This is a genomic window from Kutzneria buriramensis (genome assembly GCF_003387475.1).
In the GTDB taxonomy this organism is placed as follows: domain Bacteria; phylum Actinomycetota; class Actinomycetes; order Mycobacteriales; family Pseudonocardiaceae; genus Kutzneria; species Kutzneria buriramensis.
Map to the genome: position 1 here is coordinate 15,244 of NZ_QUNO01000013.1, position 26,294 is coordinate 41,537.

Consider the following 26,294-nt stretch of genomic DNA (forward strand, 5'->3'; position numbering starts at 1 on the left):
GCCCTCGCCCTGGAAGTTGGCCAGTCAACCCCGGCCCCTGAGTTCCCCGCAGCCAGTGCCGGATGATGATATTGCCCATGTTCTGCGTGTCCTGCCTGCGAAACTGTGAGAGTCGACCAGGCTTGACAGGCCCGCCGGGACGCCGTCGAGCCGAACAGCGAAGGGAGCGGTCGATGCGGGTCCGAGCCACGCTCGCGGAACGTGCCGAGCCCCGCCCCGGCGACGACCTCGTGGCCCCCGCCGACGTCGTGATGGACCGCGGCTTCACCGTCGAGGCGCCGCCGGAGGCGGTGTGGCCGTGGCTGGCCCAACTCGGCAAACGCCGCGCCGGCTGGTATCTCCCCCGCCGCGTCGAGCGTCTGCTGCCGCCGCGGCGGCGTGCGCTGCGACGGCTGGACCCCCGCTGGACGAACCTGCGCGTCGGCGACGTGATTCCCGACTACGGCGGCCGCGACGAGACGTTCGAGGTCGCGGCCGTCGATCCTCCGCGGTCGCTGGTCTACACCTCGCGCCGCGGCCACACCCTGGTCAGCTGGTCGATCACGCTGCGCCCGGCCGGTTCGGGAACGAGGGTGCTGCTCCGGCTCCGGCTGGCGCCGGTCAGACACCGGCGGCTCGCCGAGACCCTCGGTGAGTTCTTCGACTTCGCCACCATCGCCGGCATGGCGGCCGGGCTGCGCGAACGCCTCAAGTGACCTGGATGATCGTCTTGCCGGGCGTGCGGCGGTGGCGGGCGAACGCGGCGGCGGTCTCCGCGAGCGGCCGGACGTCGCCGACGATGGGCCTCAGGCGGCCCTCGCGGACCCGCTGAGCGAGGTCCGCCAGCCGGGCGCGGTCGGGTTCGACGACGAAGAACACGGCACGGCCGTCCTTCGGTTGCGCGGTAGGCGGTGCGGCAATGGTGACGAGGGTGCCGCCGGGGCGTACCAGCGCGGTTGCCCGCTCCAGGATGTCGCCGCCGATGACGTCGAACACCACGTCGACCTCGCCGGCCCCCGACAGGGCGTCGACGTCCAGAAACTCATGTGCGCCAAGGCCGAGCACGACATCCCGGTCGTCGGACCGGCCGCTGCCGATCACCCGGGCTCCTGCCTCCCGCGCGAGTTGGACGGCGATCGAGCCGACACCGCCGGCGGCGCCGAGGATCAGGACGGTCTGGCCGACGGTGAGCCGGGCGTGGTCGAACAGGCCCTGCCACGCGGTCAGCCCGGAGATCGGCAGCGCCGCCGCCACGGTGTGGTCGATGTCGGCGGCCAGCGGCGCGAGGTTGCGGGCCTCGACGGCCGTGTACTCGGCGAGGGAACCGTTGCGGGTCCAGTCGGTCAGGCCGAACACCCGCTGGCCGACGGTGAGGCCGGTGGTGCCGTAGCCCAGCTCGACGACGACGCCGGACAGCTCGTGCCCGGGAACGCCGGGCGTGCGGTCACGGCCGGCTCGGTCGGTCCAGGTGGCGGGCCAGTCGAGCTCGCCGGGCGTGAAGCCGGCGGCGTGCACCCGCACGATCACGTCGTTCTCGGCAGCATGCGGATACGACAGGTCGGTCAGCGTCAGGCCGCCGACGCCGGCGTCACGATCCCGTACGACGATCGCTCGCATCGTCAGCTCAGCCATGGTGCGTCAAGGATGCGCTCGACGGAGGTCGAGGGCCGAAATCCGGGCATGAAGTGCGATACGACGTCTGCATTCACGGTTCCGATCGTAGTCTCGGGGCGGTCCCGCAGCCCCTCGAAGTAGGACCGCAGGAACTCGTTCTTGAAATCGCCCCGCGGGTGCACGGCCAGGATCTCCTTCACCTGATCGGGGTCCAGGTCGTCCAGGCCGACACCAGCGACGTCGGTGAGCACGCCGAGGTGGATGGCGGCGATCTCCGGGCCCATCCGGCCGGGGATGCCTGGCGTGGTGTGCAGGGCGATCGCCGTCCACACGGTGTCCACGGCCGCGGCGGAGAAACCGTGCTCCAGCAGGAACTTCCGCCCGTGGTCCGCCCCGTCGACCTCGAACCGCTGCACCGCGTCGGAGTACGGCGTGTGCAGGCCGGCGTCGTGGAACATCGCGGCCAGGTACAGCAGGTCCGGGTCGGGCTTGATGCCCAGCCGCTCCGCGTGCAGCTGGCCGAAGAAGAAGACGCGGCGGGAGTGCCCGTGGATGAGCGGGCCGGCCGTCTCCAGGATGCGCCGGGACGCCTCGGCGGCCGCCTCCGTCCAGGGGACCTCCACGCCCGCGATGACCTTTGACATGCCTCCATGCTGCCCCCGACCGCCCGTTCGCACCGGTTGTCCGCAGGACACCAATCCCACGTATCAGGACATCGACCGGATCGGCCCCGGGCCCCGATTCGCCGGGCGATTGACATGAAGGTCGGATCACTCCTACGCTCGCGTGCGCTCGGCACGACCCGTTGGACACCCGGAAGGCCGGTTTGGCAAGCGGTCCAGCCCGGATCGTCATCTCCGACATCGGCGTTTCGGCCCCAACACATCCGATCTATCGACCGCCACCCCGCCGCGTGGTAGTCGGCGACGCGCGACCGCGTCCGCCGGCGCTGACACGTGATTGCGGAGGTCACGATGGGCCGCCTGAGGCGACTGCTTGCCTATGGAGCCGCGATGCTGGTCGCGGCGGGACTGGTGGTGGCGGCGCCGTCGGCGAACGCCGACCTGCAGAACCCCCGGCAGGACTTCCTGCGCGCGTCCACCGCGGGCCTGTTCCTGCACTGGGGTGAACGCACCTCCCCCGCCCACACCGACTGCGGCGCCTGGGAGTCCGACGTGACCAAGGGCGGCTGGAGCGCCGACTACTGGGTCACCGAGGCCAAGAAGCTGCACGCGCAGTACATCGTGCTCGCCACGTTCCACAGCCGCCTCGGCTACGCGCGGCCGTGGCCGTCGGCGATCCCGGGCAGCTGCCACACCACCCGCGACTTCCTCGGTGAGCTGATCGCCGCCACCAAGAAGGCGGGCATGCGCACGATCCTGTACATGACCAACGACCCGCAGTGGCACAACGAGGGGCTGCCGGCCGGCAAGGACTGGCTCGACTCGGCCGGCTTCTCCAAATACGCCGGGCACAAGGTCGACCTGACCACCAACAACGGCTTCGGCGAGTTCAGCTACGACAACTTCCTCGAGGTCATGGACCGCTACCCGGACCTGGGCGGGTTCTGGATCGACAACGACAGCCAGTACTGGCTGGACCACAACCTCTACCAGCAGATCCAGGCCAAGCGGCCGAACTACACGCTCAGCAACAACAACGAAGACACGCCGATCATGGACATGGTCAGCAACGAGCAGAAGACCGGCATGACCCCGGCCTACGACTACCCGCAGGCGGTGTGGACGGCGGCGCCGCGGCTGATCGAGGCCGACTACAAGCTGCCCGACACCGGTGCCTGGTGGTACACCGGCACCGACTCCACCGTCGACAAGGGGCTCAACGTCGGCCGCTACATCGCCAACGCCGGCTCGTCGATCAAGTCGCTGATGGACGAGACCGCCATGGTCAACGGCAAGTTCCCGAGCAAACAGCTGGACTACAACAACTTCCTCAACGGCTACCTGGACCAGATCTGGGGCTCGGTCACCGGCACCGAGGGCGGCGGCTACATGTACGGCGGCCTCCAGCCCGGCTTCTGGAACGACGGCTCGCAGGGCGTCACCACGATCAGCAAGACCAACCCCGACCTCCAGTTCGTGCACGTGCTGACCAAGCCGTCCGGCAGCACGCTCAAGATCCGCGACAACGGGTACCAGGTCGCGAAGGTGACCAACTTCCGCACCGGCGCGTCCGTCTCCTTCACCCAGGGCAACGGCTATCTGACGCTGACCGGCCTGTCCGGCTGGGACCCGTACGACACCGTGTTCCAGGTCGACACCAACGGCCGCAGCGGCATCTACCCGGCGTCGACCTACACCATGAGCGCCACCGCCTCGGCCAGCGGGCACGCCGCCTCCGTCGCGGCCGACGGCAGCTACCTGACGTACTGGGACAACAACAAGACGCTGCCGGTGTCGCTGACCTACAACCTCGGTTCCTCCAAGCCGGTGCAGTATCTGGCGATCAACCAGCGTGAGGACTCGGTCAGCTACGCCCGGTCGGCCACCGAGCAGTCGGCGCGGATCAAGGCGTACAAGGTGTTCGTGTCGGCCAACGGCACCGACTGGGGCAGCGCGGTGGCCAGCGGAACGCTGCCCAGCCACCGCGGCGTGCAGTTCATCGACCTGCCCACCACCAGCGCGCGGTACGTGAAGCTGGAGGTCGACAGCACCTGGGCCGCGTCCAGCGATTCCACGCACTACAAGCTGCTGCGGATCGACGACTCGTGGATCGGGTCCAACTACGTCGGCGCCGCGACCCCGCCGGCCGCCGACCGGTACGAGGCGGAGAACGGCGCCTGCCAGGGCACCATCGACTCCAACCACACCGGCTACTCGGGCACCGGCTTCTGCAACACCACCAATGCCACCGGTTCGTCCATGGAGTGGACCGGCGTGCAGGGCTTCTCGGGCGACGTCACCCTCACGTTCCGGTACGCCAATGGCACGACCACCACCCGCACGGCGACCCTGACCGTCAACGGGGCCGCGGCCGGCACCTTGTCCTTCGCTCCCACGGCGTCCTGGGACACCTGGGCGGATGCCACCGCGACCGTGCCCTTGAACGCCGGCACGAACACGATCCGGCTCACTTCCGCCGACGCCGGCGGCACACCCAACCTGGACTACCTGGAGGTCGCACACTAGGCGCCATGCTCATCAAGCGCGCCGTCCTGGATGGGATCGCCGACGGTTCGATGACGATGGTGTTCCGGCGCTGGCGCACCGTGCGGGTTCGGGTGGGCACGCACCTGCGCACGGCCGTGGGGGTCCTGGTCGTCGAGTCGATCGACCAGGTCGCCCCGGCCGTCGTCCTGGCGGAGCTGGACTCCTGACGGTCCCTTGCCTCCCGAGCGCCCCGGCTGCGATTATCGTGACAAGGTGACACGTTAATCGCGGCCGGTGAGAGGCGTGGGATGACCAAATCGCTCCGGGAGCTGTCGGACCGACTGGAGATCCAGGACCTGCTGGTGGACTACAGCCACGCGGTCGACCGCCGGGAGTGGGACGCGCTCGACGTGATCTTCACCCCGGACGCCACCATCGACTTCCGCGCCACCGGCGGGGCGCACGGCGACCTGCCCGCGATCAAGGCGTTCCTGGCGAAGGCCCTGGCGAACTTCACCGTCTCGCAGCACCTGATCGCCCCCAGCAAGATCGAGCTGGCCGGGGACACCGCCACCGGGCGGACCATGTGCCACAACCCGATGGTGCTCGAGGGCGGCCGCGTGCTGTTCGTGGGCCTCTGGTACATCGACCGGTTCGTCCGCACCGAGAACGGCTGGCGCATCGCCGACCGCACACAGGAGCTCGCCTACTTCCACAACGCCCCCGGCTGACGTCTGCCGAACCACATCGCTGATCCACTCGCCGGTGCCGATGAGGAGGCCGAGAGCATCGGCGGCGTGCAGCTGCTGTCGCTCCCCCACCGCCGGCCCGGGCACACCACCGAGTTCTTCGCCATCGGCACGGCCGTCAAGCCCCCGCGTGCCGACCACACCATCGCCGAGCCGCGACTCGTGCTGCCATTGCCGAACTGATGCGTCCGTTCGGTGGAAACCGTGGGAACCTCCTGCACCGGCGCCACCGCCCCGCCACTGTGTGAGGTGACCAGACCTCTCACCGACAAGGGGGACGGGGCCCACCGCCTCGACTGCATATGACCGACATGTCCGGCGAAGGCGTTCGGGTGCTGGTCATCGCCAGTTCCGCGCGCGACGGTTCCGTACTGGCGATCGCGCGGAGCGCTCATGACCTGAGCGCGGCGCTGACCCAGCGGCTCGGCGTCAACCCTGGAGTGGTGCTGGATCCACCGGATGTCCGCACGATGGCGGCCGTCATCGGCGAGGAGGCGCGGCAGGCGGTATCGGTGCTGTGGGTCCACTTCGTCGGCTACGCGGTGATCGGCACCGGTGGGCGACTGTGCCTGGCAGCCGCCGACACCGGCGATCCGCTGCCGGATTTGACCGAATACCAAGCACTCTCGGTCGGTTCGCTGTCGCAGGCGCTGGCCGCCGGTGGGGCGGCCACGGTGCTCGTGACGCTGGATTGCTTCCTGCCGCCCGACAGTGCGGCGACAGCGGAGGCCGCGCACGGTCCGTACGTCATCACGTCGGCGGGACCGCTGACTCTCGCCCCGAACGGTGCGCACACGGCGTTCACTGGGGCCTTGATCGACCTGTTCCTCCGCGGCGACCCCGCCGCGCCACACCTGCTGACGCCGGACGCGGTGTACGACGCGATGTTCCGAGCGATGCGCGAGCAGAATCTGCCGCTCCCCCGCCGGCAGGCCGGCGGCAACGTCGTGCTCGCGACGAATCCGGCGGTGCCGTTCGACGCGCCGCCTCCGCCCGAACCCGCGCCCGATCGCTGCCCGTACCCCGGCCTGCGACCGTTCGGGATCGCCGACGCCGGCCTGTTCTTCGGGCGTCAGGAGATGACCGAACGGCTGCTGGCGCGGCTCGGCGACACCCCGTTGACGCTGGTCGGACCGGCCGGCTCGGGCAAGACCTCACTCCTGCACGCCGGACTGCTGCCGGCGCTGCCGGAGCCGCATGTCTGCCTGACGCCGGGCGCGAATCCGCTCCGAGCCCTGGGCGCGGTGGCCGGCCAGCCGATCGTGGTGGTCGACCAACTGGAGGAGTTGTTCACCCGCTGCACCGATCCGCACGAGCGCGCGGAATTCGTGCAGAAGATCACCACTGTGCCGGACTGCCGGGTCGTTCTGGCGCTGCGGGCCGACTTCTACGCCCAGGCCGCCGCCTTCCCGGAACTACGCACGGCGCTGCGGGACAACCAGGTGCTCGTCGAACCCATGACGCAGGACGAGCTCCGCGCCGCCATCGAGGGACCGGCGGAGCTGGAACCCCGCCTCACCGAGGCGATCCTGGCGGAGGCGGCCGAGCTGCCGGCGTTGGCCCACGCCTTGCGGGCGACCTGGCAGCGGCGCGAGGGCGACCGGCTGACCGTCGCCGGCTACCGCGCCGCGGGCGGCGTCGAGAACGCCATCGCGACCTCGGCCGAGCAGGCGTACGGGGAGCTGGACGCGGCCGGGCAGGCGGCGGTGCGGCGCATCCTGCCCCGCCTCGTGCAGGTCGGCGACCAGGGTCCCGACACCGCCCGGCCGGTCGAGCTCGCGGCGCTCCTGGACGATGCCGCCGAGCCGGTGATCGACCGGTTCACCGAGGCCGGGCTGCTCACCGTGGACGGCGACACGGTCCGCGTCGCGCACGAAGTCCTGCCGCGGCACTGGCCCCGGCTGGCCGAGTGGGTGGACGCCGACCGGGACTGGCGGCACGCCCGGCGGCGGCTGGCCGCCGACGCCGAGGCCTGGGAACGTGCCGACCGCGACCCTTCCTTGCTGTACAAGGGAAACCGGCTCAAGGCAACCGCCCACCGGGCGGCGGAGTCCGCCGACGCGGAGCTCGAACCGGGATCCGCCGCTTTGATGGACGCCTCCTGGCGCCGGGACCGCCGCGACCACGGACGCCGCCGGCTCGTGGTGGCCGCCCTCGCCGTCCTCGCGCTGCTGGCCCCGATCGCGCTGGTCGGCGCCGCCGCGTTCCACGCCGAGGCGGCGCGAGCGGAGGACAGCGACCTCGCGCGGCACCTGGCGGCCCAGGCCGAGACCCTGCGGTCCAAGCATCCCGGCCTGGCCAAGCAGCTGAGCCTGCTGTCGTACCGGATCAACCCGGGCGTCGGCCGTGACGCGGTGCTGGCCAGCCAGCGCAGCCCCGGCACGATCGACGACGGCGAGACGGTGAAGGACATCGTGCCCGACGCCGACGGCCAGGTGCTGGCGCTGCCCACGGGCGACGGGATCACGCTGCGCGGCCACGGCGCGTCAGGACGGATCGGCGGCCTCCGCAGCGGCCCGACGGCGATCAGCGGCGACGGCACGCTGCTCGCCGCCTTCGACAGCACGGACCCGCAAAAGGGTTCGGGCGTGCTGCGGCTGTGGACCATCACCGACCTCGCCCACCCCAGGCCGCGTGTCGCGCTGCCGGTGCCCGCCACCGTGACCTCGCTCGCCGTCACCCCGGACGGCAACACCCTGTTCGCGGGCCTGAACAGCGGCGACATCCTCGCCCTGGACATCGTCAACCGCGATGCGCCCAAGGTGCTGCCGCCCCTCAAGGTGCACACCGCGGCGGTCGACTCCATCGCCGTCTCGCCCAAGCGCGGCCTGATGGCCAGCACGAGCGTCGACGGCGTGCTCCAGCTGTGGGACGTCAGCGATCCCGCCCGCCCGGCGCAGCTCAGGAAGGGCACCGTCGTGCCCTTCGACAGCGACGCCGGTGGGCATCCGCTGCATCGCGCCGCCTTCGACCGGACCGGGATGTTCCTGGCGATCCCGGGCAAGCCCGACGCCGACACGCCGGCGACGGGATTCCCGAGCGTGTGGAAGATGGACGATCCCCGGGCGCCGGTGCGAATCCCGTACGCCAGCGAGGTTTCCGACATCGCCCCGCACGTCGACAGCTGCCTCGACAAGATGACCTCGGTCGCCTTCAGCCCGCGGTCCGGCCATGTCGTCGCCGTGTGTGACAAGAAGTGGCACATGCTGCGGTACCGGACGAGTCCCGACTTCGGATCGACCGACGCGGAGACGAGCTCCGACCGCATGGACATCCCGGCCGGGGCCGCAGTCTTCAGCCCCAAGGGCGATCAGGTGTTGCAGGCGACCGACACCGGCGTGACCGTGTCGGACGTCGCCGAACCCGACCAGCCGGGGGCCAAGGGCCTCGTGCCGGAGATCCCCGGCACCGGCGGCCAGCTCGCCTACAGGGCCGCCGGCAAGAAGCAGCTCATCGCCATGCAGGGCGTCGGGGTGACCACCATCTGGGACGTGACCGACCCGTCCGCACCGACCAGGACCGCGGCGATCCCGGCTCCCGATCTGTTCACCGCCAACGGAATCGCGCTCAGCTCCGACGGCCGGCTGCTGGCCGCGCCCGAGCTCTACCCCGACGGCCAGCACTACGGCGTGGCCCTGCGCCGCACCAGCAGCCCGGGCGGCTCGGCGGTGGGCACGATCGACGTGCTGGACAACGGCATCGGCGCGCTGGCCTTCAGCCCCACCAAGCCGATCCTGGCGGTCTCCGACATCAACGGCCTGGCCGCGGGGAACGTCGCACCGAACTCCGTGCGGCTCTACAACGTCGCCGATCCCGGGCACCCCAAGCAGATCGCCCAGTTGCCGGTGGAGGCGTGGTCGTTCGCGTTCTCGCCGGACGGGGCGACGTTCACCGTGTCCGTGCTGGAGAACGATCCCGGCAAGACCGGCGCGGCAACCTGGATGGACCTGCGCGGCTACGACGTGAGCGATCCCGCTCACCCCAGGCAGTTGTGGCAGCAGCGGTTGCCGTCGGGCGTGCACGCCGACTTCGCGTACAGCCCGGACGGTTCCGTGCTCGCGGTGTTCGACAGCACGGGCACACTGCGACTGTGGCACGTCGACCAGCACCGGCCGGTCGGCACGCCGACCCAGGTCGGCATCGGCGAGCAGCCCGGCTACGGCCCGCTGGCGTTCAGCCCCGACGGCAAGCAGCTCGCCCTGATCGCCAGCTTCGCCAACGGCACGGACACGCTGGAGCGCCCCGAGATGTGGGACGTGTCCAATCCGGACAGTCCCACCCGGCAGTTCTACCTGCCGGCCGAGAGCTTCGGCTTCTACGCGCTGGCCATCAGCCCGGACGGCCGGACGCTGGCGATCTCGCGGGCCAGCGCCGGCGTGGATCTCTGGGACACCGATCCCGCGCACCTCGTCACCGAGATCTGCGCCAGCGTGGGCGATCCGATCAGCCGCCAGCAGTGGGACCAGTACCTGCCGGGCCGCGACTACCAACCGCCGTGCGGGTGAGGATCAGCGGCGGCCCATCAGCTGCTCCAGCCGGGCCAACACCGCGTTGGCCGACTGCTCGGCGCCGTCGAACTCGTCGAGCGCGTGGAGCAGCAAGGACTCCGGCCCCTGCTGCTTGATGGCGTCCCGGCAGTCCTTGCTGCCCTGCCCGAGCTGGGTGATGAAGTCGCGCCACTGCGTCTGCGCCTGCGCGTCGGGCACCCGGAAGAGGCGGTCGGCGTCCGCCGCGAGCCGGCCGAACTCGACGCAGACGGGCAGCAGCGGCGAGACGTCGGATCCGGCGTTGTTCAGCACCTTCAGGTAGCGGCCCTCCACGCCGTCGAGACGCACGTTGACGTCCTCGCCTCCGTAGGCGAACCACGCGTAGGCCTGCGCGGCTCGAGTTCGGTCGCTGACAGGTAGGTCGGCGGCGGTGTGGAACAGCTGAGCCACGTCGATGCTGGAGTCCTGCGACTGCCGGCCGGTCCACTGCACGATGCCGATCGCCGCGACCACGACGGCAACCGTGCCCAGGGTGCCGACGACTGCGCGGCGGCCCGTCAACGTGCGGCTGGTCGACAGCGCTCGTTCGTCGGTGGACCGGCGCAGTGTCCCGATCGCCGCCGCGATGACGGCGGCGATGGCGCCGACCACGGACACCGGCGTCAGCACGAAGTCGACGGCGAACGTGGTGCCGGTGGAATGCCAGCCACAGCTGGATTCCAACGTGCTCAACGGGCCGATGCAGCCGTCGACCGACATCAGCACGAGCATGCCCGCGAAGCCCACCACCGCGGCGGTTTCCGCCGCGATGAGCGTGGTCAGCAGCCGATGCCGCGTCGCCCGCACGCCGGCGACCGCCGCGGCCACCACCACGGCAGCGACCACCGCCACCAGCACCCACGTGAGGTAGATCAGCATGTACATCTCGTTGGCGCTCGCCGGTACCGGACGCCAGGTGTGCAGGTACGCCTGCACGACCGCGACGGCGATCCACGCCGCCACCCCGGCCAGCACCCCCGGGAGGAGCACGCGCCGCAGCCGGGGCAGCGAGGTGTCCGACGTCGACGCGCCCCGGACGTCCTGAACCGCCGCGCGCAGCCAGCGCGGCGCGCCGTCGGCGGGACGGATCGTCCACGCCAGCAGCGGCACGATCCACAACGCGCCCACGGCGGTGAGCACCAGCGCGGGATCGGTGAAGCCCTGCACGATCGGAATGCCCACCGCGACCGCGGCCAGCAGGTCCTCGTGGGCGGCGACCGGACCGCCGACACCAGCGGCGAGAATGAACTGACTCTGTTCGATGCCGAACGGCCAGCCGTTCGTGTAGAGGATTCCGTCGCTGCGCCACCACAGGAACCACGACGAGAGCGCCAGCCCGGCCGTGGCCAGGCACGCCACCGTCGCCGGCCGGATCGACGCCCCGCGCCAGGTCGTCGTCCACAGGTACGCGGCCTGCCCGATCCACCAGAACACCCCGGCGCCGGCGAGCACCACGAGCAGCAGGGCCTCCGGGTGCGGCGGCAGCCATTCCGTAACGGCGACCTGGTTCAGGGCCAGCTCGCCGGCGGCCATGCCGGCTCCCAGCCACAGCCCGGCTCGCACGCCGGAGGGCACCCGGCGGGACGTCAGCACGGCGTGCGCCACCGCCCGCCACAGCGCGAACCCGGCCACGCCGACGACCAGGCCGGCGGCGGCCAGCGGCAGCGCCTGGTCCAGCCAGCCGCTGACCAGGCCGTCACGGGCCAAAGCGGCCTCCACGTCCGACCGCAGCTGCGAGTTGATCAGCGTGGCGGCGACGCCGGTCAGGAACATCGGCAACGCGCGGACGCCGAACAGCACCGCCGGGTCGGTCATCGCGTCCTGCCGCAGGTCCCATCGCGGATGCGTCCGCCACAGCTCCGCGAACTGGCCGAGCAACCGGCGGAACCGGCCGGTGGGGCGCGGCGACGGGATGTCCCAGGCCCGTTCGGCCGCGCCCCAGCGTGCCGCGGCCAGGTCGGCGTGGATCTCCCTGCTGCGCAGGACATCCGATCGCGCCAGGTACAGCAGCGCGACCAGGAAGACCACCAGCAGAACCTCGCGCAGCCCGAACGGCTCGTCGCTGCTCCACCACGAGGAGGAGAAGCCCTGCACGAGCGCGGTCACCGCCCAGACCGCGTAGGGAATCAGAACCGCGCCGAGAAAAGCCCGCCACAGCGCGACAGTCGCATAGGTGAGGGTGACGTCGCCGTGGCGGATGTGGGCCAGTTCGTGCAGCAGCACCGCCCGGAACCGGTCGGGGTCCGTGGTCGCGCGCACCAACAGTCCACTGTGGATGCACACCGTCGGCCGGCGGCTGCTGCCGAACACCACTGCCCCGCCGGCGATCGACGTGCGATCGACCACGACCCGCGGCACGTCCGAGAGGCCGGCGGTGAGCGCCGCTTCCTCGATCAGCCGCCGCGCGACGTCGTGATCGAGCGCCTTCAGCCGGCGCCGACGCACCTTCCAGCGCGGCGTGAGCAGGAACAGCACGCCGGCCACGACCAGCACCAGCAACGGCCAGGCCACGACCAGCCACCAGGGCGGCCCCGGCTGGTAGTGCGCCATGCACTCGTCGTAGGCCTGCTTCTGTTGCACGATAACGAGTTCGATCTGAAGTATGCCCGAATCCGGGTCCGCCCCGGCGGCCAGCTCGCAGCCGACGCCCGCCGCCCCGCTGAGGCCGGCGACGACGTCCCGCATCATCGATCCGCTGGCCACCAACAGCAGCACCGCCAGCAGCGCGAACCGCACCGTGGTGCCCGCGCCCAGCACCCGCTCGTCGAACCGGGACGAGGCGGCCATCAGCCCGCCGCGCCGTCCGAACCGGTGCGCTTCAGCCGTTTCGCCACCGCGTCGGCGATCTCCACCGCCCGCGCCGGCGCCAGGCCCTGCTCCAGCGCCGCGTCCAGCACCTGCTGGCGCAGCTCCGCGACCCGATCGTCGGTCGGCGGCGGCAGCACCGCCTCCTTCTCCCTCTTGCGGAAGGCCTTGCGCAGCAACGTCTTCGTCCCGCTCACCGCGCCGTCCACCGCCGTGCCGGCCGCCTTCTTCGCCGCCGCGTCCAGGATCAGCCACACCACCGGCGTCACCATCGCCGCCGCGTCGCCCCAGCCGAACCCGAGCGGATCACGCTTGCCGCCCTGCCCGAGACGCCGCACCACCGTGTCGTCGTCGAACTCCGCCAGGCCCTCCACGACGACCAGTTCCTCCGGCGCGACCGCGGCCACGACGTCACGGACCACGTCCCGGACCCGGTCCCCGTCCGGCGCGTATCCGGTCCCCGTGTCATCCATCGCGTCCCCTCACGCCGTCGACCTCGATCATCGGCAGTGTGTCGGGACGGGTCGCCCGCGCTCACGCAAATGGCGTGACACCACCGGGATGGAGCAGCATCAGTCCCGGCTACGAGGGATTCACGGATTCAGTGCACGTGGCTGCGCCAGTCCTCCGGCACGCGGTCGGCCGGGCCCGGCACCGTGGCGTCCACGGGACGGTGCTGCGGGTCGGCCAGCCGCGGACCGTCGTAGAACTCCTCGGTCTGGTAGTTCCAGAACCACCCCTCGCCCGGCTCGAAGCTCTGGATGAACGGGTGGCCGCTCGCCGCGGCGTGCGCGCTGGCGTGCTGGGCCGGGGACGAATCGCAGCACCCGATGTGGCCGCACTCGGCGCACCGCCGCAGGTGCACCCACCAACCGCCGGCCGCGTCGCACTCTACGCAGCCGGTGCCGCTCGGCGCGGCCGTCGGGTCGATTCCCGGCACGGTCATGAGGTTGCCTCCTGGGCGGTGAGGGGAATGCGCACCCGGAACCGGGTGTCGCCGGGCACGGACTCGACGGACAGGTCACCGTGGTGCTTGTTGACCACGATGCGCCACGAGATGTCCAGGCCCAGCCCGGTGCCGGAGCCGACCGGCTTGGTGGTGAAGAACGGCTCGAAGATCCGGCCCTTGATCTCCGCCGGGATGCCCGGCCCGGTGTCCCGGATCTCGACCAGCAGCCGGTCGTTCTCCCGGGCCGTGCGCACGGTCAGCGTGCCGGCGCCGCCCATCGCGTCGACGGCGTTGTCGATCAGGTTCGTCCACACCTGGTTGAGCTCGGCGGCGTAGACCGGCACCTCGGGCAGGTCGTGGTCGTAGTCCTTGACGACGGTGACGCCGTCGCCGATCTTGCGGCCCAGCATCAGCAGCGTGCTGTCCAGCAGCTCGTGCACGTCGACCGGGCGGAACGGCGCCCGGTCCAGCTGCGAGTACTGCTTGGCCGCCGCGACCAGGGTGGACACCCGCGTGGTCGAGTCCTCGATCTCGGACATCAGCAGCTCGGTCTCGATGGTGTAGTTCAGCCACCGGACCGCGCCCTCGAGGATCGAGTCGTCCACGGTGCGGGCCACCGTCTCCAGCCAGGCCACGTCCAGCCCGGCCTGTACGAACGTCGGCGCGAGGTCCCACCCGCCGGCGATGTCGTGCGCCTCGAACCAGTCGCCGAGCTCGTCCTCCAGGTCGGCGGCCTCCAGCGGTTCCAGCGGCCGCGCCTTGGCCACCTGCTCGACGGCCTGCTCCTGGAGCTGGATCAGTTTCTCCAGCACCACCCGGTCGTACGGGCCGGCGGCGATGATGCCCAGCTTGTGCCGCATGCCGGCGACCCGCTCCCGCAGCGTGGCGGTGGCGCGGACGGCCGCGGCGGCCGGGTTGTTCAGCTCGTGGGTCAGGCCCGCGGACAGCGACCCCAGCGCCAGCAGCCGCTCCCGCTGCCCGACCGCCTGCTGGGTGTTCTGCATGCCGAAGAACAGGCCCTCCAGCATGTGCAGCGCCATCGGGAACCACTCCCGCATGAGCTGCTCGAACAGCACGGCGTCCAGCACGAAGAACCGCGACGGCGCGGTCACCCGCATCGAGTTGTCGTACGTCTGCGGCACGCGGTCGCCGAGGAACGCCCGCCACGCGCCGGCGTACACGCCGCGATGGGTGGTGCGGCTGATCTCCACGTCCTCCGCGCCGACCCGCCGGGACAGCGCGAGGCCGCCCTCGATCATCACGTAGAAGCAGGTCGCCGGGTCACCCTCGTGGTAGACCGGGCCGGGCTCGAAGTGCTCGATGTGGCCGTGCAGGCACAGCCACTCCAGCTGCTCGGCGTCCAGCTTCTCGAACAGGAATAGCGTGCGCAGCTCGTCGATGTCGCACGGCAGACGTCCGGCGTCGGTCATGTCCGCTCCAGGTATCGGTGCACCAGCATGACCGCCATGGCACCCTCCCCGACCGCGGAGGCGACCCGCTTGCCCGAATCGCAGCGTACGTCGCCGGCGACGAACACGCCCGGCACGTTGGTCTCCAGGTGGTAGGGCTGGCGGTCCAGCGGCCAGTCGCGCAGCGCCGTGCCGACCGCGAGGTCCGGTCCGGCGACGACGAAGCCGCGCTCGTCGCGGGCGATCACGCCGTCCAGCCAGTCGGTGCGCGGCGCCGCGCCGATGAACGCGAACAGGAAGGAGGCGTCGACCACCTCCCGCGTGCCGGTGTCGTTGTGCCGCAGGGTGATCTTCTCCAGGTGGTCGCCGCCGTGCGCCTCCACGACCTCGGTGCACGTCAGCACCGAGATGTTCGGGATGGCCGCGATCTGCTGGATCAGGTAGTGCGACATCGACTGGGTCAGCGAGTCCGCGCGGACGACGATCGTCACCGACCGGGCCGTCCGCGACAGGTACACCGCCGCCTGGCCCGCCGAGTTCGCGCCGCCGACGATGAAGATGTCCTGCTTGGAGCAGTTGGTCGCCTCGGTCAGCGCCGACCCGTAGTACACGCCGCGGCCGGTGAACTCGTCCAGGCCGGGCGCGGCGAGCTGCCGGTAGGACACGCCCGTGGCCAGGATCACCGCGTGCGCGTCGACCGCGTCGCCGTCGGCGAAGCGCACCGTGCGGGCCGAGCCGTTCACCTCGACGCCGACGACGTCGCGAGTGGTGATCAGCTCCGCGCCGAAGCGGGTCGCCTGCCGGCGGGCCCGATCGGCCAGCTGCGCGCCGGACACGCCGTCCGGGAAGCCCAGGTAGTTCTCGATCCGGGAGCTCTGGCCGGCCTGCCCGCCGGTGGCCGTGCGCTCGATCAACACCGTGCGCAGGCCCTCGGAGGCGCCGTAGACGGCCGCGCCGAGGCCGGCCGGACCGCCGCCGACGATCGCCAGGTCGTAGAACCGTTCGGACGGCTTGGTGCTCAAGCCGACACGGTTGGCCAGTTCCGCGTCGGTCGGCGCCACCAGGGCGTCACCCGTCGTGGTGATGACCACCGGCAGGGTCCGCCCGTCCGCGCCGGCCGCCGTGAGCAGGCGCTCGCCCTCCGGCTCGTCGACCTGGTACCAGCGGTAGGGCACCTGATTGCGGGCGAGGAACTCCCGCACCTCGGAGGAGCGGGCCGACCACTGGTGGCCGACGACCTTGGTCTCCGGCTCTCGGCGGTGGTCTGCCGTCGCCCACGCGTCGAGCAGGGAGTCGACCACCGGGTACAGCTTCTCCTCCGGCGGGTCCCACGGCTTGAGCAGGTAGTGGTCGAGGTCGACCACGTTGATCGCGTCGATGGCCGCGCCCGTGTCGGCGTACGCCGTGAGCAGCACGCGGCGGGCGTCCGGGTACAGGTCCATCGCCTGCTCGAGGAACTCGATGCCGTTCATGTCCGGCATCCGGTAGTCGGCCACCAGCACCGCGACCAGCTCGCCACGCAGCGTCATCTCGCGCAGCGTGTCCAGGGCTTGGCGGCCGGACTCGGCGCGGATCACGCGGTGCTGGTCGCCGTAACGACGGCGCAGGTCGCGGGCGACCGCCCGGGACACCCCCGGGTCGTCGTCGACAGTGAGGATCGCGGGCCGGGCGGGGCGGGTCGGCGTGGTCACGCGGTCGTCGCCGGTCTGTCACGGTCATACACGCCGCAACCTTACGTCCGGTTCGGTGGTGATCACCAACGTTGCGGAGGTTGGGTGCCTGTTTTGCCGGCGGGGGTGCTGGCCGCCAGCGGTTGCGCCGTCAGTCCCGTCGGGTGCCCCGCTCCGCCCCACCACCCAGTGACCGCGGCGCCAAGGGATGTGGACCTGGCCCCGTCTGCCACGCGCCGCCGGGGCGACATGCGCATCGGAAGCGCTTACCGCCACCTTTGGAGAACGGTCATTCCATCGTGCTTCGCCCCGACACCGTTGCAGTATGCAACACTTCCACTAGGCGGTGGGCGTGACTGTGCGCTGACGCTGGGGCACGACGGTGTATTTGGGGTCCTCGGCGGAGGCCATGCCGGCGTGGAAGATGCCCCACCGGGTGGCGGCGGAGGCGGCCAGCAGAGCCGCGCCGGAGAGGGCGCTGACCAGGCGGCTTCGGCGGCCGACCAGGGCGCCGACGGCGCCAGCTAGGGCGAGGCCCTGGGCGGCCCGGATGAACGGCTTGGCCTTGGGGGTGTCGAAGGACTCGGCGACCATGCCCATGCGCTTACGCATCCGTTCGAACGCCAGCAGCTCGACGGCGACGCCGCCGACGGCAAGGTTGCGGGCGGGCACGGTTTCGGCGACGGGGGCGGCCAGCAGGCCGAGACCGCCGGCGGCAGTGGCGGCGGAGCCGACGAACACGAACGGCATCTCCCGGTGGCCTTCGTGCCAAGCCGGGACGGAGGTGTCGGTGATCAACGCGGCGGTGTACGTGGCGACGCCGGAACCGAGCAGGGCGGCGGCAGCGGTGGCGAGACCGCCGATCCGGGGCAGGCGGCCGGACCAGGCCGACAGGGCCGAGACGCCGGCGGCGGGGACGTACGCGGCGAGCAGCCACGAGCCGACGCTCATGGGCGACGTCACCTTGAACACCCGCAGCATGTTCAGGAACCGCGCGGGGCGGCCCAGGTCGTGCACGAGGGCGACGAGCGACAGGCCGGCGGCGGCGACCGCGCCGGTCTTGGCGACACGGGCCAGGGCGAGCCGGCCGGTGGCGTCGGAACCGACGGCGACCAGCGACGACATGCCGGCGAGGCCGCCGAGGAACAGGTAGCCGGCGATGTCGAGCGGCTCCCACACCGGCGGATTGATGATCGGCTGCCCGTAGTACGAGGTGAACTCCGCCTCCGGCACCATGGGCCGCTCGCCACGCCGGCTCATCGCCCCACCCCGAACGCCAAGGCGACACCGGCGACGGCGGTGAGGGCGGCGAGCCCGACCTGACGCCACATGGTGCCGAGATCCCGGGTGGGCACAACGGGATCGGGCGGCAGGCCGTACACCTCGGGCTCGGCCAGCAGCAGGAAGAACGCGCCGTCGCCGCCGACGCCGTCGGTGGGATCCTCGCCGTACAGACGAGCCTCGGTGACGCCGGCGCCCTGCAGCTCCGAGACGCGCAGGGCGGCCCGCTCACGGAGTTCGTCCAACGGACCGAACTGGATCGAATCGGTCGGACATGCCTTGGCACAGGCCGGTTCCTGGCCGCCGCTGATACGGTCGTAGCACAGCGTGCACTTCCAGGCGCGGCCGTCCTCCTCACGCCGGTCGATCACGCCGTACGGGCAGGCCGGAACGCAGTAGCCGCAACCGTTGCAGATGTCCTCCTGCACCACGACGGTGCCGAACTCGGTGCGGAACAAGGAACCCGTCGGGCAGACGTCCAGGCAGCCGGCATGCGTGCAGTGCTTGCACACGTCGGAGGCCATCAGCCACTGGAGATCGCCGCCGGCGGCCATGGCCAGCGCGTCCGGGTTCTCCACGGGCTTGCGCTGCTCGATGAAGGCCACGTGCCGCCAGGTGTCGGCGCTCAGCCCGACCGTGTTGTCGTACGACATGCCGGTCAGGTTGAGGCCATCCTCCGGCACGAGGTTCCACTCCTTGCACGCCACCTCGCACGCCTTGCAGCCGATGCACACCGAGGTGTCGGTGAAGAAGCCCATCCGCGGAGTGTCCATGTCCATTCCCCCGGGTCCTACGGCTCCATGCCGGTGTCTTCGGTGATGCCGGCCCGCCGCTGGTACTCCCGCACCAGCTCCAGCCGCGCCTTGCCGGTCGGCCGCCGTCCCGGCCGCACGTCGCAGGACAACGCCTTCACCTCCTGGATGTGCGTGTTCGGGTCCAGACTGATCGAAGCCAGCTCGTTGGCGGCGTCGCCGACGCTGTACCCGTTGGGGCCCCAGTGATACGGCAGCCCGACCTGGTGCAGCTGCCGGCCCTGCACGGTCAGCGGCGTCATCCGCTCGGTGACCATCACCCGCGCCTCGATCGCGCCGCGCGCGGTGACGATCGTCGCCCAGCCCATGTGCTCCAACCCGCGCTCGGCGGCCAGTTCGGGCGACACCTCGCAGAACATCTCCGGCTGCAGCTCGGACAGGTACGGCAGCCACCGGCTCATGCCGCCGGCGGTGTGGTGCTCGGTGAGGCGATAGGTCGTTGCGACGTAAGGGAACACGTCCGAGCCGATCGGGTGCATCCGGTTGTCGGGATGCTTGAACGGCTTGACCTGCCGCACCGGGTTGCGCTGCTGCTGGTACAGCAGGTTCTCGAACGGCGAGTCCTGCGGCTCGTAGTGCGTCGGCAGCGGCCCGTCGGTCAGGCCGGCCGGCGCGTACAGCCAGGCCTTGCCGTCGGCCTGCATGACGAACGCGTCGGTGCCGGACAGCGCCTCGGCGCCGCGGGCGCCCTCGGGCGGCTGGTAGTCCGGCGCCTTGTCGGGGACGAAGTCGGGCACATCGTGCCCCTTCCACTTCCTCTCCTCGGCGTCCCACCACACCAGCGTCTTGCGTTCGCTCCAAGGCTTTCCGTCCGGATCGGCGGACGCGCGGTTGTACAGGATCCGGCGGTTCGCCGGCCACGCCCAACCCCACTCGGGCGCCACCCAGCTCTGGTGCGCTCCCGGTTTGCGCCGGGCGGCCTGGTTCTCGCCGTCGGCGTAGACGCCGCAGTAGATCCAGCAGCCGCACATGGTGGAGCCGTCGTCCTTGAGCTCCAGGTAGGAGGACAGCGGCTTCCCATCGGGGCCGAAGCCGTTGATCTCGGCCAGCACCGCCTCGGCGTCCGGCTCCGCGATGGCGCCCTTGCACGGGTAGTCCCAGGTCAGGTCCAGTATCGGCCGGTCGGCCTCGTCGGTGGAGCCCGCCAGCTTCTCGCGGATGATCCGGCCGAGGTGGTAGGTGAACCACAGCTCGCTGCGGGCGTCGCCGGGCGGCTCGACGGCCTGGTGGTGCCACTGCAACATCCGCTGCGTGTTGGTGAAGCTGCCGTCCTTCTCGGTGTGCGCGGCGGCCGGCATGAAGAACACCTCGGTGCCGATGTCCTCGGTGCGCAGCTCGCCGGAGTCGATCTCCGGCCCGTCCTTCCACCACGTGGCCGACTCGATGAGCGAGAAGTCCCGCACCACCAACCAGTCCAGCTCGGCCATGCCCAGTCGCTGCAACTTGGCGTTGGACGAGCCGACGGCCGGGTTCTCCCCCAGCACGAAGTAGCCCTTGCAGTCGCCGGCCAGCTGTGCCATCACCGTCTCGTACGTGCTGTGGCTGCCGGTCAGCCGCGGCAGGTAGTCGAAGCAGAAGTCGTTGTCCGCCCTGGCCGCCGGCCCCCACCACGACTTGAGCATGCTGACCAGGTACGACCGCATCTCCGCCCAGAAACCCTTGTCCACGGACTCGGCCTCGATGAACTTGTCCAGGTCCTCGTTGCCGTGCGCGTGCGGCATGGGGATGTAGCCGGGCAGGATGTTGAACAGCGTCGGGATGTCGGTGGAGCCCTGGATGGAGGCGTGTCCGCGCAGCGCGAGAATGCCGCCGCCGGGACGGCCCATGTTGCCCAGCAGGCTCTGGAGGATCGACGCCGTGCGGATGTACTGCACGCCGACGGTGTGCTGGGTCCAGCCGACCGAGTAGACGAACGCGGTGGTCCGGTCGCGGCCGGAGTTGGCGGTGAGCAGCTCGGCCACCTGCCGGAACTTGTCCGGCGGGATGCCGCAGATCTGCTCGACGGTTTCCGGTGTGTAGCGGGCGAAGTGGCGCTTGAGGATCTGGAACACGCAGCGCGGGTGTTGCAGCGTCTTGTCGGTTTCGGGCTGGTCGACGGCGGCGCCGCCGGAGCCGTGGGCCTCGCCGCGCCCGGCCGAGGACACCTTGTCCTCGTACTCCAGGTCACGCTCGCCGGAGGCGGCCTGCACCTCGGTTCCCTCGTACTGCCACGTGTTCACGTCGTAGTTGCGCGACTCCGGGTCCAGCCCGGAGAACACCCCGTCCAGGTCCTCGGTGTCGACGAAGTCCTCGCCGACGATCGCGGCCGCGTTGGTGTAGGCCACCATGTACTCGCGGAAGTACTTCTCCTCGGTCAGCACGTGGTTCACCAGGGCGCCGAGGAACGCGATGTCGGTGCCGGCGCGCAGCGGGACGTGCAGGTCCGCCATGGCGCTGGTGCGCGTGAACCGCGGGTCGACGTGGATCACCTTGGCCCCGCGGGCCTTGGCCTCCATCACCCACTGGAACCCGACCGGGTGGCACTCGGCCATGTTCGAGCCCTCGATGAGGATGCAGTCGGAGTTCTGGAGGTCCTGCTGGAACGTCGTGGCGCCGCCGCGACCGAAGGAGGTCCCCAGACCGGGAACCGTGGCGGAGTGTCAAATACGGGCCTGGTTCTCGATCTGGATCGCCCCGAGCGCGGTGAACAGCTTCTTGAGAAGGTAGTTCTCCTCGTTGTCCAGGGTCGCCCCGCCGAGGCTGGCGACGCCCAGCGTGCGGCGGGTCCGCTTGCCGTCGACCTCCCACTGCCAGCCGTCGCGACGGGACTTCAGCACCCGGTCGGCGATCATGTCCATGGCGGTGTCGAGGTCGAGCTGCTCCCAGTCCGTGCCGTGCGGCCGGCGGTACAGCACCTTGTTCGTACGGGCCGACCCGGTGACCAGCTGCTTGCTGGCCGATCCCTTGGGGCACAACCGCCCGCGGCTGACCGGCGAGTCCGGGTCGCCCTCGATCTGGACGACCTTCTCGTCCTTGACGTAGATCTGCTGGCCGCAGCCGACCGCGCAGTACGGGCAGATCGACTTCACGACCCGGTCGGCGCTGTGCGTGCGGGCCTCGATGCGGGCGCTGCCGTCGCTCTTGGCCGCCGCACCCCGGCCCAGGAGGTCGCCCTGGGTGGCCTGCCGGTACACCGGCCAGCCCTCGATCCACCGCCGCACGCCCACGCGGTCACCTCCCTGGTGACGGGCAAGTACCCGGCTTCCCACCGGGTAAACCGATCACTTCGCGCCGGGTGTCCGGCAGCCGGCGGGTCCGGCCGGTTCGATCCAACTCCTCCAACAGCGGGACCGCGACTCGACGGGTGGTGTCCAGCGCCCGCCGGGCCTCACTCACCGTGAACGGGCTCGGCAGCCCGGCCAGCACCTTCGCGGCGGCGTCGTGGACGCCCGGTCCGAGGACGACGCCGTCGGCGATCTGGGTCAGCCGGCCGGCCCGCACGGCGGCGGCGAGCTCGCGTTTGCCCAGGCCCAGGGCGTGCAGCTGGTCGGCTTCCGGCGCACGGAACGGGGCCTCGGCGAGATCCCGCTCCACTTTGCGGAGACCCTGCTCGACCGCGGCCGGCAGCGCCTCGGGTGCCCGGCCGAGGCGGTCGATCAGCGCGGGGACGAGCTCCAGCGACGGCAGGTCCAGCCGACGTCGCAGCGCCTCCGCCGGCATCTCGGCCGCCAGCGGGTGCTCCGCGAGCCAGGCGCTGACCGTCTCCTTCGCACGGTCACCGAGATCGCGCCAGTGCTCGGGGTGGACCAGCCACTGACTGACGCGTCTGCCCTGGTCGGGCCACCCCATCGCGGCCGCGTCGGCCGCCGGCACGAAGCCGCGGCCGGCCAGGTGGTCGAGCGGGCGGTTCAGCTCCCGGGCGCGGGCGGCGGCCGCGCCGCGGCGGGTCAGCGGCGGCGGCCAGACCTCCAGGACGTCGAAGCCGGCGGCGATGCGGTGCTCGCCGGGGTCGCGCAGCAGGCCTCGATCGCCGGTACGCAGGGGAAGCGGCGTTGTGAGCGCGATCCGCGCGTGAACGTCGTCGAGCAGCCGGACCCGCACCGGTACGGCCGCCGATCCCAGGTGCAGCACCAGGTTCTGATGCACCTTGCCCGGCGACCGCAGCCGGACGTCGATCTCCGCCGTGCGACGCCACGCCCCGGGCGTGAGGAGTGCCTCGCCACGGCGGATCTCCTCACGGTCCATGCCGCGGAGGTTGACCGCGACCCGGGCGGTTGCCGTGACGACGTCGCGGTCCGTGCCCAGCGATTGCAGCCCGCGCACCTGCACGGACCGGCCGTCGGGCAGCGCGAGTTCGTCGCCGACGCGAATCGTGCCGGCGGCCAGCGTCCCGGTGACGACCGTGCCGGCACCTCGAATCGTGAACGACCGGTCCACCCACAACCGGACATCCGCCGCGATATCGGGCGTCGGCAGCCTCGACGCCAGGCGGGTCAGGGCGTCGAGCAGCTCGGGCACTCCCCCGCCGGTCTGCCCGCTGACGGGCAGCGACGGGATGCCCGCGAGCGAGGTGCCGGCAAGGCGGTTGAGGACGTCGGCCCGCACCGGTGCGGGATCCGCCCGGTCCGCCTTGGTCACGGCGAGCAGCCCGTGCCGGACGCCGAGCGCGTCCAGCGCCGCCACGTGCTCGGCGGTCTGCGGCATCCAGCCCTCGTCCGCCGCGACCACCAGCAGCGCCGCCGGCACCGGCCCGATGCCGGCGAGCATGTTCGGCACGAACCGCTCGTGTCCCGGCACGTCGACGAAGGCGATGTCGCCCGTCCAGGCGAAGCCCAGGTCGATGGTCAGGCCCCGGCGGCGCTCCTCCGCCCAGCGGTCCGGCTCCATCCCGGTCAGCGCCCGGACCAGCGTCGACTTGCCGTGGTCGACGTGACCGGCAGTGGCGATCACGTGCATCGGCGCACGGCCTCGATCAGGTCGCCGTCGCGGTCCTCGGGGATCGTGCGCAGGTCGAGCAGGCAGCGGCCGCGCTCCACCCGTCCGACGACGGCCCTCGCGCGCAAGGCGGCGGCGAAGCTTTCGGGCAGGCTGACGGCCGCGCTCGGCAGCTCGACGCCGGGGGCCCCGCCGCCACCGACGGCGGCGGCGGATTCGACGGCAACGGCGTCGATGCCGGTCAGCGCGGCCGCGATCCGCTCGGCCCGGGCCATCAGCTGGCCGGCGTCGGCCTCCAAGGCCTTGAGCACCGGCGGTGTCGGGCCCCGCAGGGTCGCCTCCAGCGCGGCCAGGGTGAGCTTGTCCACCCGCAGCGCCCGGGCGGACGGATGCCGCCGCAGCCGCTCCACCAGCGACGCCTCGCCGAACAGCAGGCCCGCCTGCGGGCCGCCGAGCAACTTGTCGCCACTGGCCGTGACCAGCGCGGCGCCGGCGTGCAACGCCGTGGCGACGTCCGGTTCGTCCGGGAGCAGCGGATGCGGCGCCAGCAGCCCGGATCCGACGTCCACGATCACCGGCACCCCGAGCCCGGTCAGATCGCCGATGGCGACCGCGCTGGTGAAGCCGCGAACTTCGAAGTTGGAGGGATGGACCTTCAGCACGAACGCGGTGTCCGGGCCGATCGCGGCCGCGTAGTCGGCGCGGTGGGTGCGGTTCGTCGTGCCGACCTCCCGCAGCCTGGCCCCGGTCGACGCCAGCAGCTCGGGGATGCGGAAGCCGTCGCCGATCTCGACCAGCTCGCCGCGGCTGATCACGATCTCCCGGCCCTGGGCGAGGGCGAGTGCGCACAGCAGCAGTGCCGCCGCGTTGTTGTTGACGACGTGCACCGCGCCGGCCGCGGGAACCGCCGAGGCCAACGCCTCCAACGCTCCACGCCCGCGCCGGGCCCGCGCCCCAGTGGCAAGGTCGAACTCCACGTCCGTGCTGCCGGCGGCGTCGGCGACGGCCGCAACCGCGGCGTCCGACAGCGGCGCCCGGCCGAGGTTGGTGTGCACGACCACGCCGGTGGCGTTCAGCACCGGGTGCAGCGAGGAAGCCGTGCGCGGCAAGGAAGCCAGCACGTCGTCGAGCACGGCCTCGGGAGCGATCTCGCCGCGGCGAGCCCGCTCCTGCGCGGCGACGACCCGGGCTTTCACCAGCTCGTGGCCGAGCTCCGCCGCCGTCTTGACCAGCGCCGGATGGGCCAGCAGCGCGTCGGTGCGGGCGATGCGACGCCTAGGGTCGTCATTACGTGGGTCAGACATGGCGGAGACGGACGGGAATCGAACCCGCCAGCGACAGTGCCTGCCGCTCAACGGTTTTGAAGACCGCGCCGGCCACCAGGCCGGGTACGCCTCCCTTGACCATGCCGCTCATCCTGCCAAAGCCGCCGTGCTCGCGCAGGATGAGTGCGTGAGCCTGCGACTGACCCAGTACGCCCACGGCGGCGGCTGCGCGTGCAAGATCCCGCCCGGCGAGCTGGAGGACGTGGTTCGCGGCCTGACCGGCAAGGCCGGCGACGACCTGATCGTCGGCCTGGACGACGGCGACGACGCGGCGGTGGTGCGGATCCGTGACGACCTCGCCGTCGTCGCCACCACCGACTTCTTCACGCCGGTGGTGGACGATCCGTATGACTGGGGCCGCATCGCCGCCGCCAACGCGCTCTCCGACGTGTACGCGATGGGCGGCACGCCGGTCGTGGCGGTCAATCTCCTGGGCTGGCCAAGGGACACGCTGCCGATCGACCTCACCGCGGAGGTCCTGCGCGGCGGCATGGACGTCTGCACCGCCGCCGGCTGCTTCCTCGCCGGCGGGCACAGCATCGACGACCCCGAGCCGAAGTACGGCCTCGCCGTGACCGGCACCGCCCACCCCGACCGGCTCATGCGCAACGACGCCGGCCGGCCCGGGATTCCCTTGTCACTGACCAAACCCCTGGGCATCGGCGTGCTCAACTCCCGGCACAAGGCCACCGGCGAGCGGTTCGCGGCCGCGATCGACGTGATGACCATCCTCAACGCCGGCGCCGCCGAGGCGGCGCTGAACGCGGGCATCACGTGCGCCACCGACGTCACCGGATTCGGCCTGCTGGGCCATCTCTACAAGCTCGCGCGGGCCAGCGGCGTGACGGCAGTGATCAACTCCGCTGCGGTCACGTACGTCGAGGGTGCTCGCGAGGCGCTGGCCGACGGCTACGTCAGCGGAGGCACGAAACGTAACCTCGACTGGGTCCGCCCGCACGCCGACCTCGACGCCATCGGCGAGGACGAGGCGTTGCTGCTCGCCGACGCCCAGACGTCCGGCGGCCTGCTGCTCGCCGGCGAGATCCCCGGTGCGCCGGTGATCGGCGAGCTGCGGCCGTTGGGCGAGCACCACATCGTCGTGCGCTGACCGGCTTTCGACGCCCTGGTCCACCTCGTACAGACCCTTCGCG

Annotated in this window: 19 protein-coding genes and 1 tRNA gene; 7 read left to right on the forward strand and 13 right to left on the reverse strand. The window is 71.5% G+C overall.

Features of this window, described 5'->3' with window-relative positions:
• The first annotated feature begins 173 nt into the window (after positions 1-173).
• On the forward strand, positions 174-695 hold the full coding sequence (locus BCF44_RS33805) for an SRPBCC family protein (protein WP_116178517.1): 522 nt from the start codon (positions 174-176) through the stop codon (positions 693-695).
• On the opposite strand, the gene BCF44_RS33810 is transcribed toward BCF44_RS33805, so the two are convergent.
• A complete protein-coding gene (locus BCF44_RS33810) occupies positions 688-1,596 on the reverse strand; it encodes an NADP-dependent oxidoreductase (RefSeq protein WP_116178518.1) in 909 nt (302 codons plus the stop codon). The two genes, BCF44_RS33805 and BCF44_RS33810, sit on opposite strands and share 8 nt — an antisense overlap.
• Positions 1,597-1,598: 2 nt before the next feature.
• Complete coding sequence (locus tag BCF44_RS33815; RefSeq protein WP_116178519.1) at positions 1,599-2,237, reverse strand: HD domain-containing protein; 639 nt, start codon at positions 2,235-2,237, stop codon at positions 1,599-1,601.
• Positions 2,238-2,606: 369 nt separating this feature from the next.
• On the opposite strand from BCF44_RS33815, the gene BCF44_RS33820 reads away from it, so the two are divergent.
• The 5 genes from BCF44_RS33820 (at position 2,607) to BCF44_RS33835 (ending at position 9,957) form a co-directional block, all read left to right on the forward strand.
• Complete coding sequence (locus tag BCF44_RS33820) at positions 2,607-4,742, forward strand: carbohydrate-binding protein (RefSeq protein ID WP_246015900.1); 2,136 nt, start codon at positions 2,607-2,609, stop codon at positions 4,740-4,742.
• 5 nt (positions 4,743-4,747) lie between these two features.
• A complete protein-coding gene (locus BCF44_RS33825; RefSeq protein ID WP_116178520.1) occupies positions 4,748-4,930 on the forward strand; it encodes a hypothetical protein in 183 nt (60 codons plus the stop codon).
• Positions 4,931-5,011: 81 nt separating this feature from the next.
• Positions 5,012-5,434 carry a nuclear transport factor 2 family protein gene (locus BCF44_RS33830; protein ID WP_116178521.1) on the forward strand — a complete coding sequence of 141 codons (423 nt, stop codon included), beginning with the start codon at positions 5,012-5,014 and terminating at the stop codon, positions 5,432-5,434.
• A 66-nt stretch (positions 5,435-5,500) separates the two neighbouring features.
• Positions 5,501-5,635 (forward strand): hypothetical protein, encoded by a 135-nt coding sequence (locus BCF44_RS58670; RefSeq protein WP_281283169.1) that lies wholly within the window; start codon positions 5,501-5,503, stop codon positions 5,633-5,635.
• A gap of 119 nt (positions 5,636-5,754) precedes the next feature.
• Positions 5,755-9,957, forward strand: coding sequence for an nSTAND1 domain-containing NTPase (locus BCF44_RS33835; RefSeq protein ID WP_116178522.1), 4,203 nt, complete (start codon positions 5,755-5,757; stop codon positions 9,955-9,957).
• A gap of 3 nt (positions 9,958-9,960) precedes the next feature.
• Here the strand turns inward: BCF44_RS33835 and BCF44_RS33840 are convergent, their stop codons facing one another.
• The 11 genes from BCF44_RS33840 to BCF44_RS33890 all read right to left on the reverse strand — a co-directional run bounded on the left by BCF44_RS33840 (position 9,961) and on the right by BCF44_RS33890 (position 25,216).
• Positions 9,961-12,765 carry a M56 family metallopeptidase gene (locus tag BCF44_RS33840; RefSeq protein WP_116178523.1) on the reverse strand — a complete coding sequence of 935 codons (2,805 nt, stop codon included), beginning with the start codon at positions 12,763-12,765 and terminating at the stop codon, positions 9,961-9,963.
• Positions 12,765-13,256 carry a hypothetical protein gene (locus BCF44_RS33845; protein ID WP_116178524.1) on the reverse strand — a complete coding sequence of 164 codons (492 nt, stop codon included), beginning with the start codon at positions 13,254-13,256 and terminating at the stop codon, positions 12,765-12,767. Before BCF44_RS33845 ends, BCF44_RS33840 begins: the two co-directional genes overlap by 1 nt.
• A gap of 128 nt (positions 13,257-13,384) precedes the next feature.
• Positions 13,385-13,729, reverse strand: a complete 345-nt coding sequence (locus BCF44_RS33850) for a UBP-type zinc finger domain-containing protein (protein WP_116178525.1) — start codon at positions 13,727-13,729, stop codon at positions 13,385-13,387.
• Entirely contained in the window at positions 13,726-15,162 is a 1,437-nt protein-coding gene (locus tag BCF44_RS33855; protein ID WP_116178526.1) for an ATP-binding protein, read from the reverse strand. The genes BCF44_RS33850 and BCF44_RS33855 overlap by 4 nt, the downstream gene beginning before the upstream one ends.
• The gene (locus BCF44_RS33860; RefSeq protein ID WP_116178527.1) at positions 15,159-16,832 is read right to left on the reverse strand and encodes an NAD(P)/FAD-dependent oxidoreductase; all 1,674 of its coding nucleotides are present in this window, start codon (positions 16,830-16,832) and stop codon (positions 15,159-15,161) included. Before BCF44_RS33860 ends, BCF44_RS33855 begins: the two co-directional genes overlap by 4 nt.
• 318 nt (positions 16,833-17,150) lie before the next feature.
• Positions 17,151-18,071 (reverse strand): NrfD/PsrC family molybdoenzyme membrane anchor subunit, encoded by a 921-nt coding sequence (gene nrfD, locus BCF44_RS33865; RefSeq protein WP_116178528.1) that lies wholly within the window; start codon positions 18,069-18,071, stop codon positions 17,151-17,153.
• Entirely contained in the window at positions 18,068-18,871 is an 804-nt protein-coding gene (locus tag BCF44_RS33870) for a 4Fe-4S dicluster domain-containing protein (RefSeq protein ID WP_116178529.1), read from the reverse strand. Before BCF44_RS33870 ends, nrfD begins: the two co-directional genes overlap by 4 nt.
• An 11-nt stretch (positions 18,872-18,882) precedes the next feature.
• Positions 18,883-22,110, reverse strand: a complete 3,228-nt coding sequence (fdh, locus tag BCF44_RS33875) for a formate dehydrogenase (protein WP_116178530.1) — start codon at positions 22,108-22,110, stop codon at positions 18,883-18,885.
• A 4-nt stretch (positions 22,111-22,114) separates the two neighbouring features.
• Positions 22,115-23,839, reverse strand: coding sequence for a selenocysteine-specific translation elongation factor (gene selB, locus BCF44_RS33880; RefSeq protein WP_116178531.1), 1,725 nt, complete (start codon positions 23,837-23,839; stop codon positions 22,115-22,117).
• On the reverse strand, positions 23,830-25,122 hold the full coding sequence (gene selA / locus BCF44_RS33885; protein WP_116178532.1) for an L-seryl-tRNA(Sec) selenium transferase: 1,293 nt from the start codon (positions 25,120-25,122) through the stop codon (positions 23,830-23,832). Before selA ends, selB begins: the two co-directional genes overlap by 10 nt.
• A tRNA-Sec gene (locus BCF44_RS33890) sits at positions 25,122-25,216 on the reverse strand. The genes selA and BCF44_RS33890 overlap by 1 nt, the downstream gene beginning before the upstream one ends.
• 54 nt (positions 25,217-25,270) lie before the next feature.
• Here BCF44_RS33890 and selD point away from each other — a divergent pair.
• Positions 25,271-26,251: a selenide, water dikinase SelD gene (gene selD, locus BCF44_RS33895; protein WP_116178533.1), complete on the forward strand. Its 981-nt coding sequence runs from the start codon at positions 25,271-25,273 to the stop codon at positions 26,249-26,251.
• Positions 26,252-26,294 lie beyond the last annotated feature (43 nt).

Bases quoted from the DNA above. Each gene is read 5' to 3' on its own strand.
- BCF44_RS33805 (WP_116178517.1), top strand. From the start codon at position 174: ATGCGGGTCCGAGCCACGCTCGCGGAACGTGCCGAGCCCCGCCCCGGC.
- BCF44_RS33810 (WP_116178518.1), bottom strand. From the start codon at position 1,596: ATGCGAGCGATCGTCGTACGGGATCGTGACGCCGGCGTCGGCGGCCTG.
- BCF44_RS33815 (WP_116178519.1), bottom strand. From the start codon at position 2,237: ATGTCAAAGGTCATCGCGGGCGTGGAGGTCCCCTGGACGGAGGCGGCC.
- BCF44_RS33820 (WP_246015900.1), top strand. From the start codon at position 2,607: ATGCTGGTCGCGGCGGGACTGGTGGTGGCGGCGCCGTCGGCGAACGCC.
- BCF44_RS33825 (WP_116178520.1), top strand. From the start codon at position 4,748: ATGCTCATCAAGCGCGCCGTCCTGGATGGGATCGCCGACGGTTCGATG.
- BCF44_RS33830 (WP_116178521.1), top strand. From the start codon at position 5,012: ATGACCAAATCGCTCCGGGAGCTGTCGGACCGACTGGAGATCCAGGAC.
- BCF44_RS33835 (WP_116178522.1), top strand. From the start codon at position 5,755: ATGACCGACATGTCCGGCGAAGGCGTTCGGGTGCTGGTCATCGCCAGT.
- BCF44_RS33840 (WP_116178523.1), bottom strand. From the start codon at position 12,765: ATGGCCGCCTCGTCCCGGTTCGACGAGCGGGTGCTGGGCGCGGGCACC.
- BCF44_RS33845 (WP_116178524.1), bottom strand. From the start codon at position 13,256: ATGGATGACACGGGGACCGGATACGCGCCGGACGGGGACCGGGTCCGG.
- BCF44_RS33850 (WP_116178525.1), bottom strand. From the start codon at position 13,729: ATGACCGTGCCGGGAATCGACCCGACGGCCGCGCCGAGCGGCACCGGC.
- BCF44_RS33855 (WP_116178526.1), bottom strand. From the start codon at position 15,162: ATGACCGACGCCGGACGTCTGCCGTGCGACATCGACGAGCTGCGCACG.
- nrfD (WP_116178528.1), bottom strand. From the start codon at position 18,071: ATGAGCCGGCGTGGCGAGCGGCCCATGGTGCCGGAGGCGGAGTTCACC.
- BCF44_RS33870 (WP_116178529.1), bottom strand. From the start codon at position 18,871: ATGGACATGGACACTCCGCGGATGGGCTTCTTCACCGACACCTCGGTG.
- selB (WP_116178531.1), bottom strand. From the start codon at position 23,839: ATGCACGTGATCGCCACTGCCGGTCACGTCGACCACGGCAAGTCGACG.
- selA (WP_116178532.1), bottom strand. From the start codon at position 25,122: ATGTCTGACCCACGTAATGACGACCCTAGGCGTCGCATCGCCCGCACC.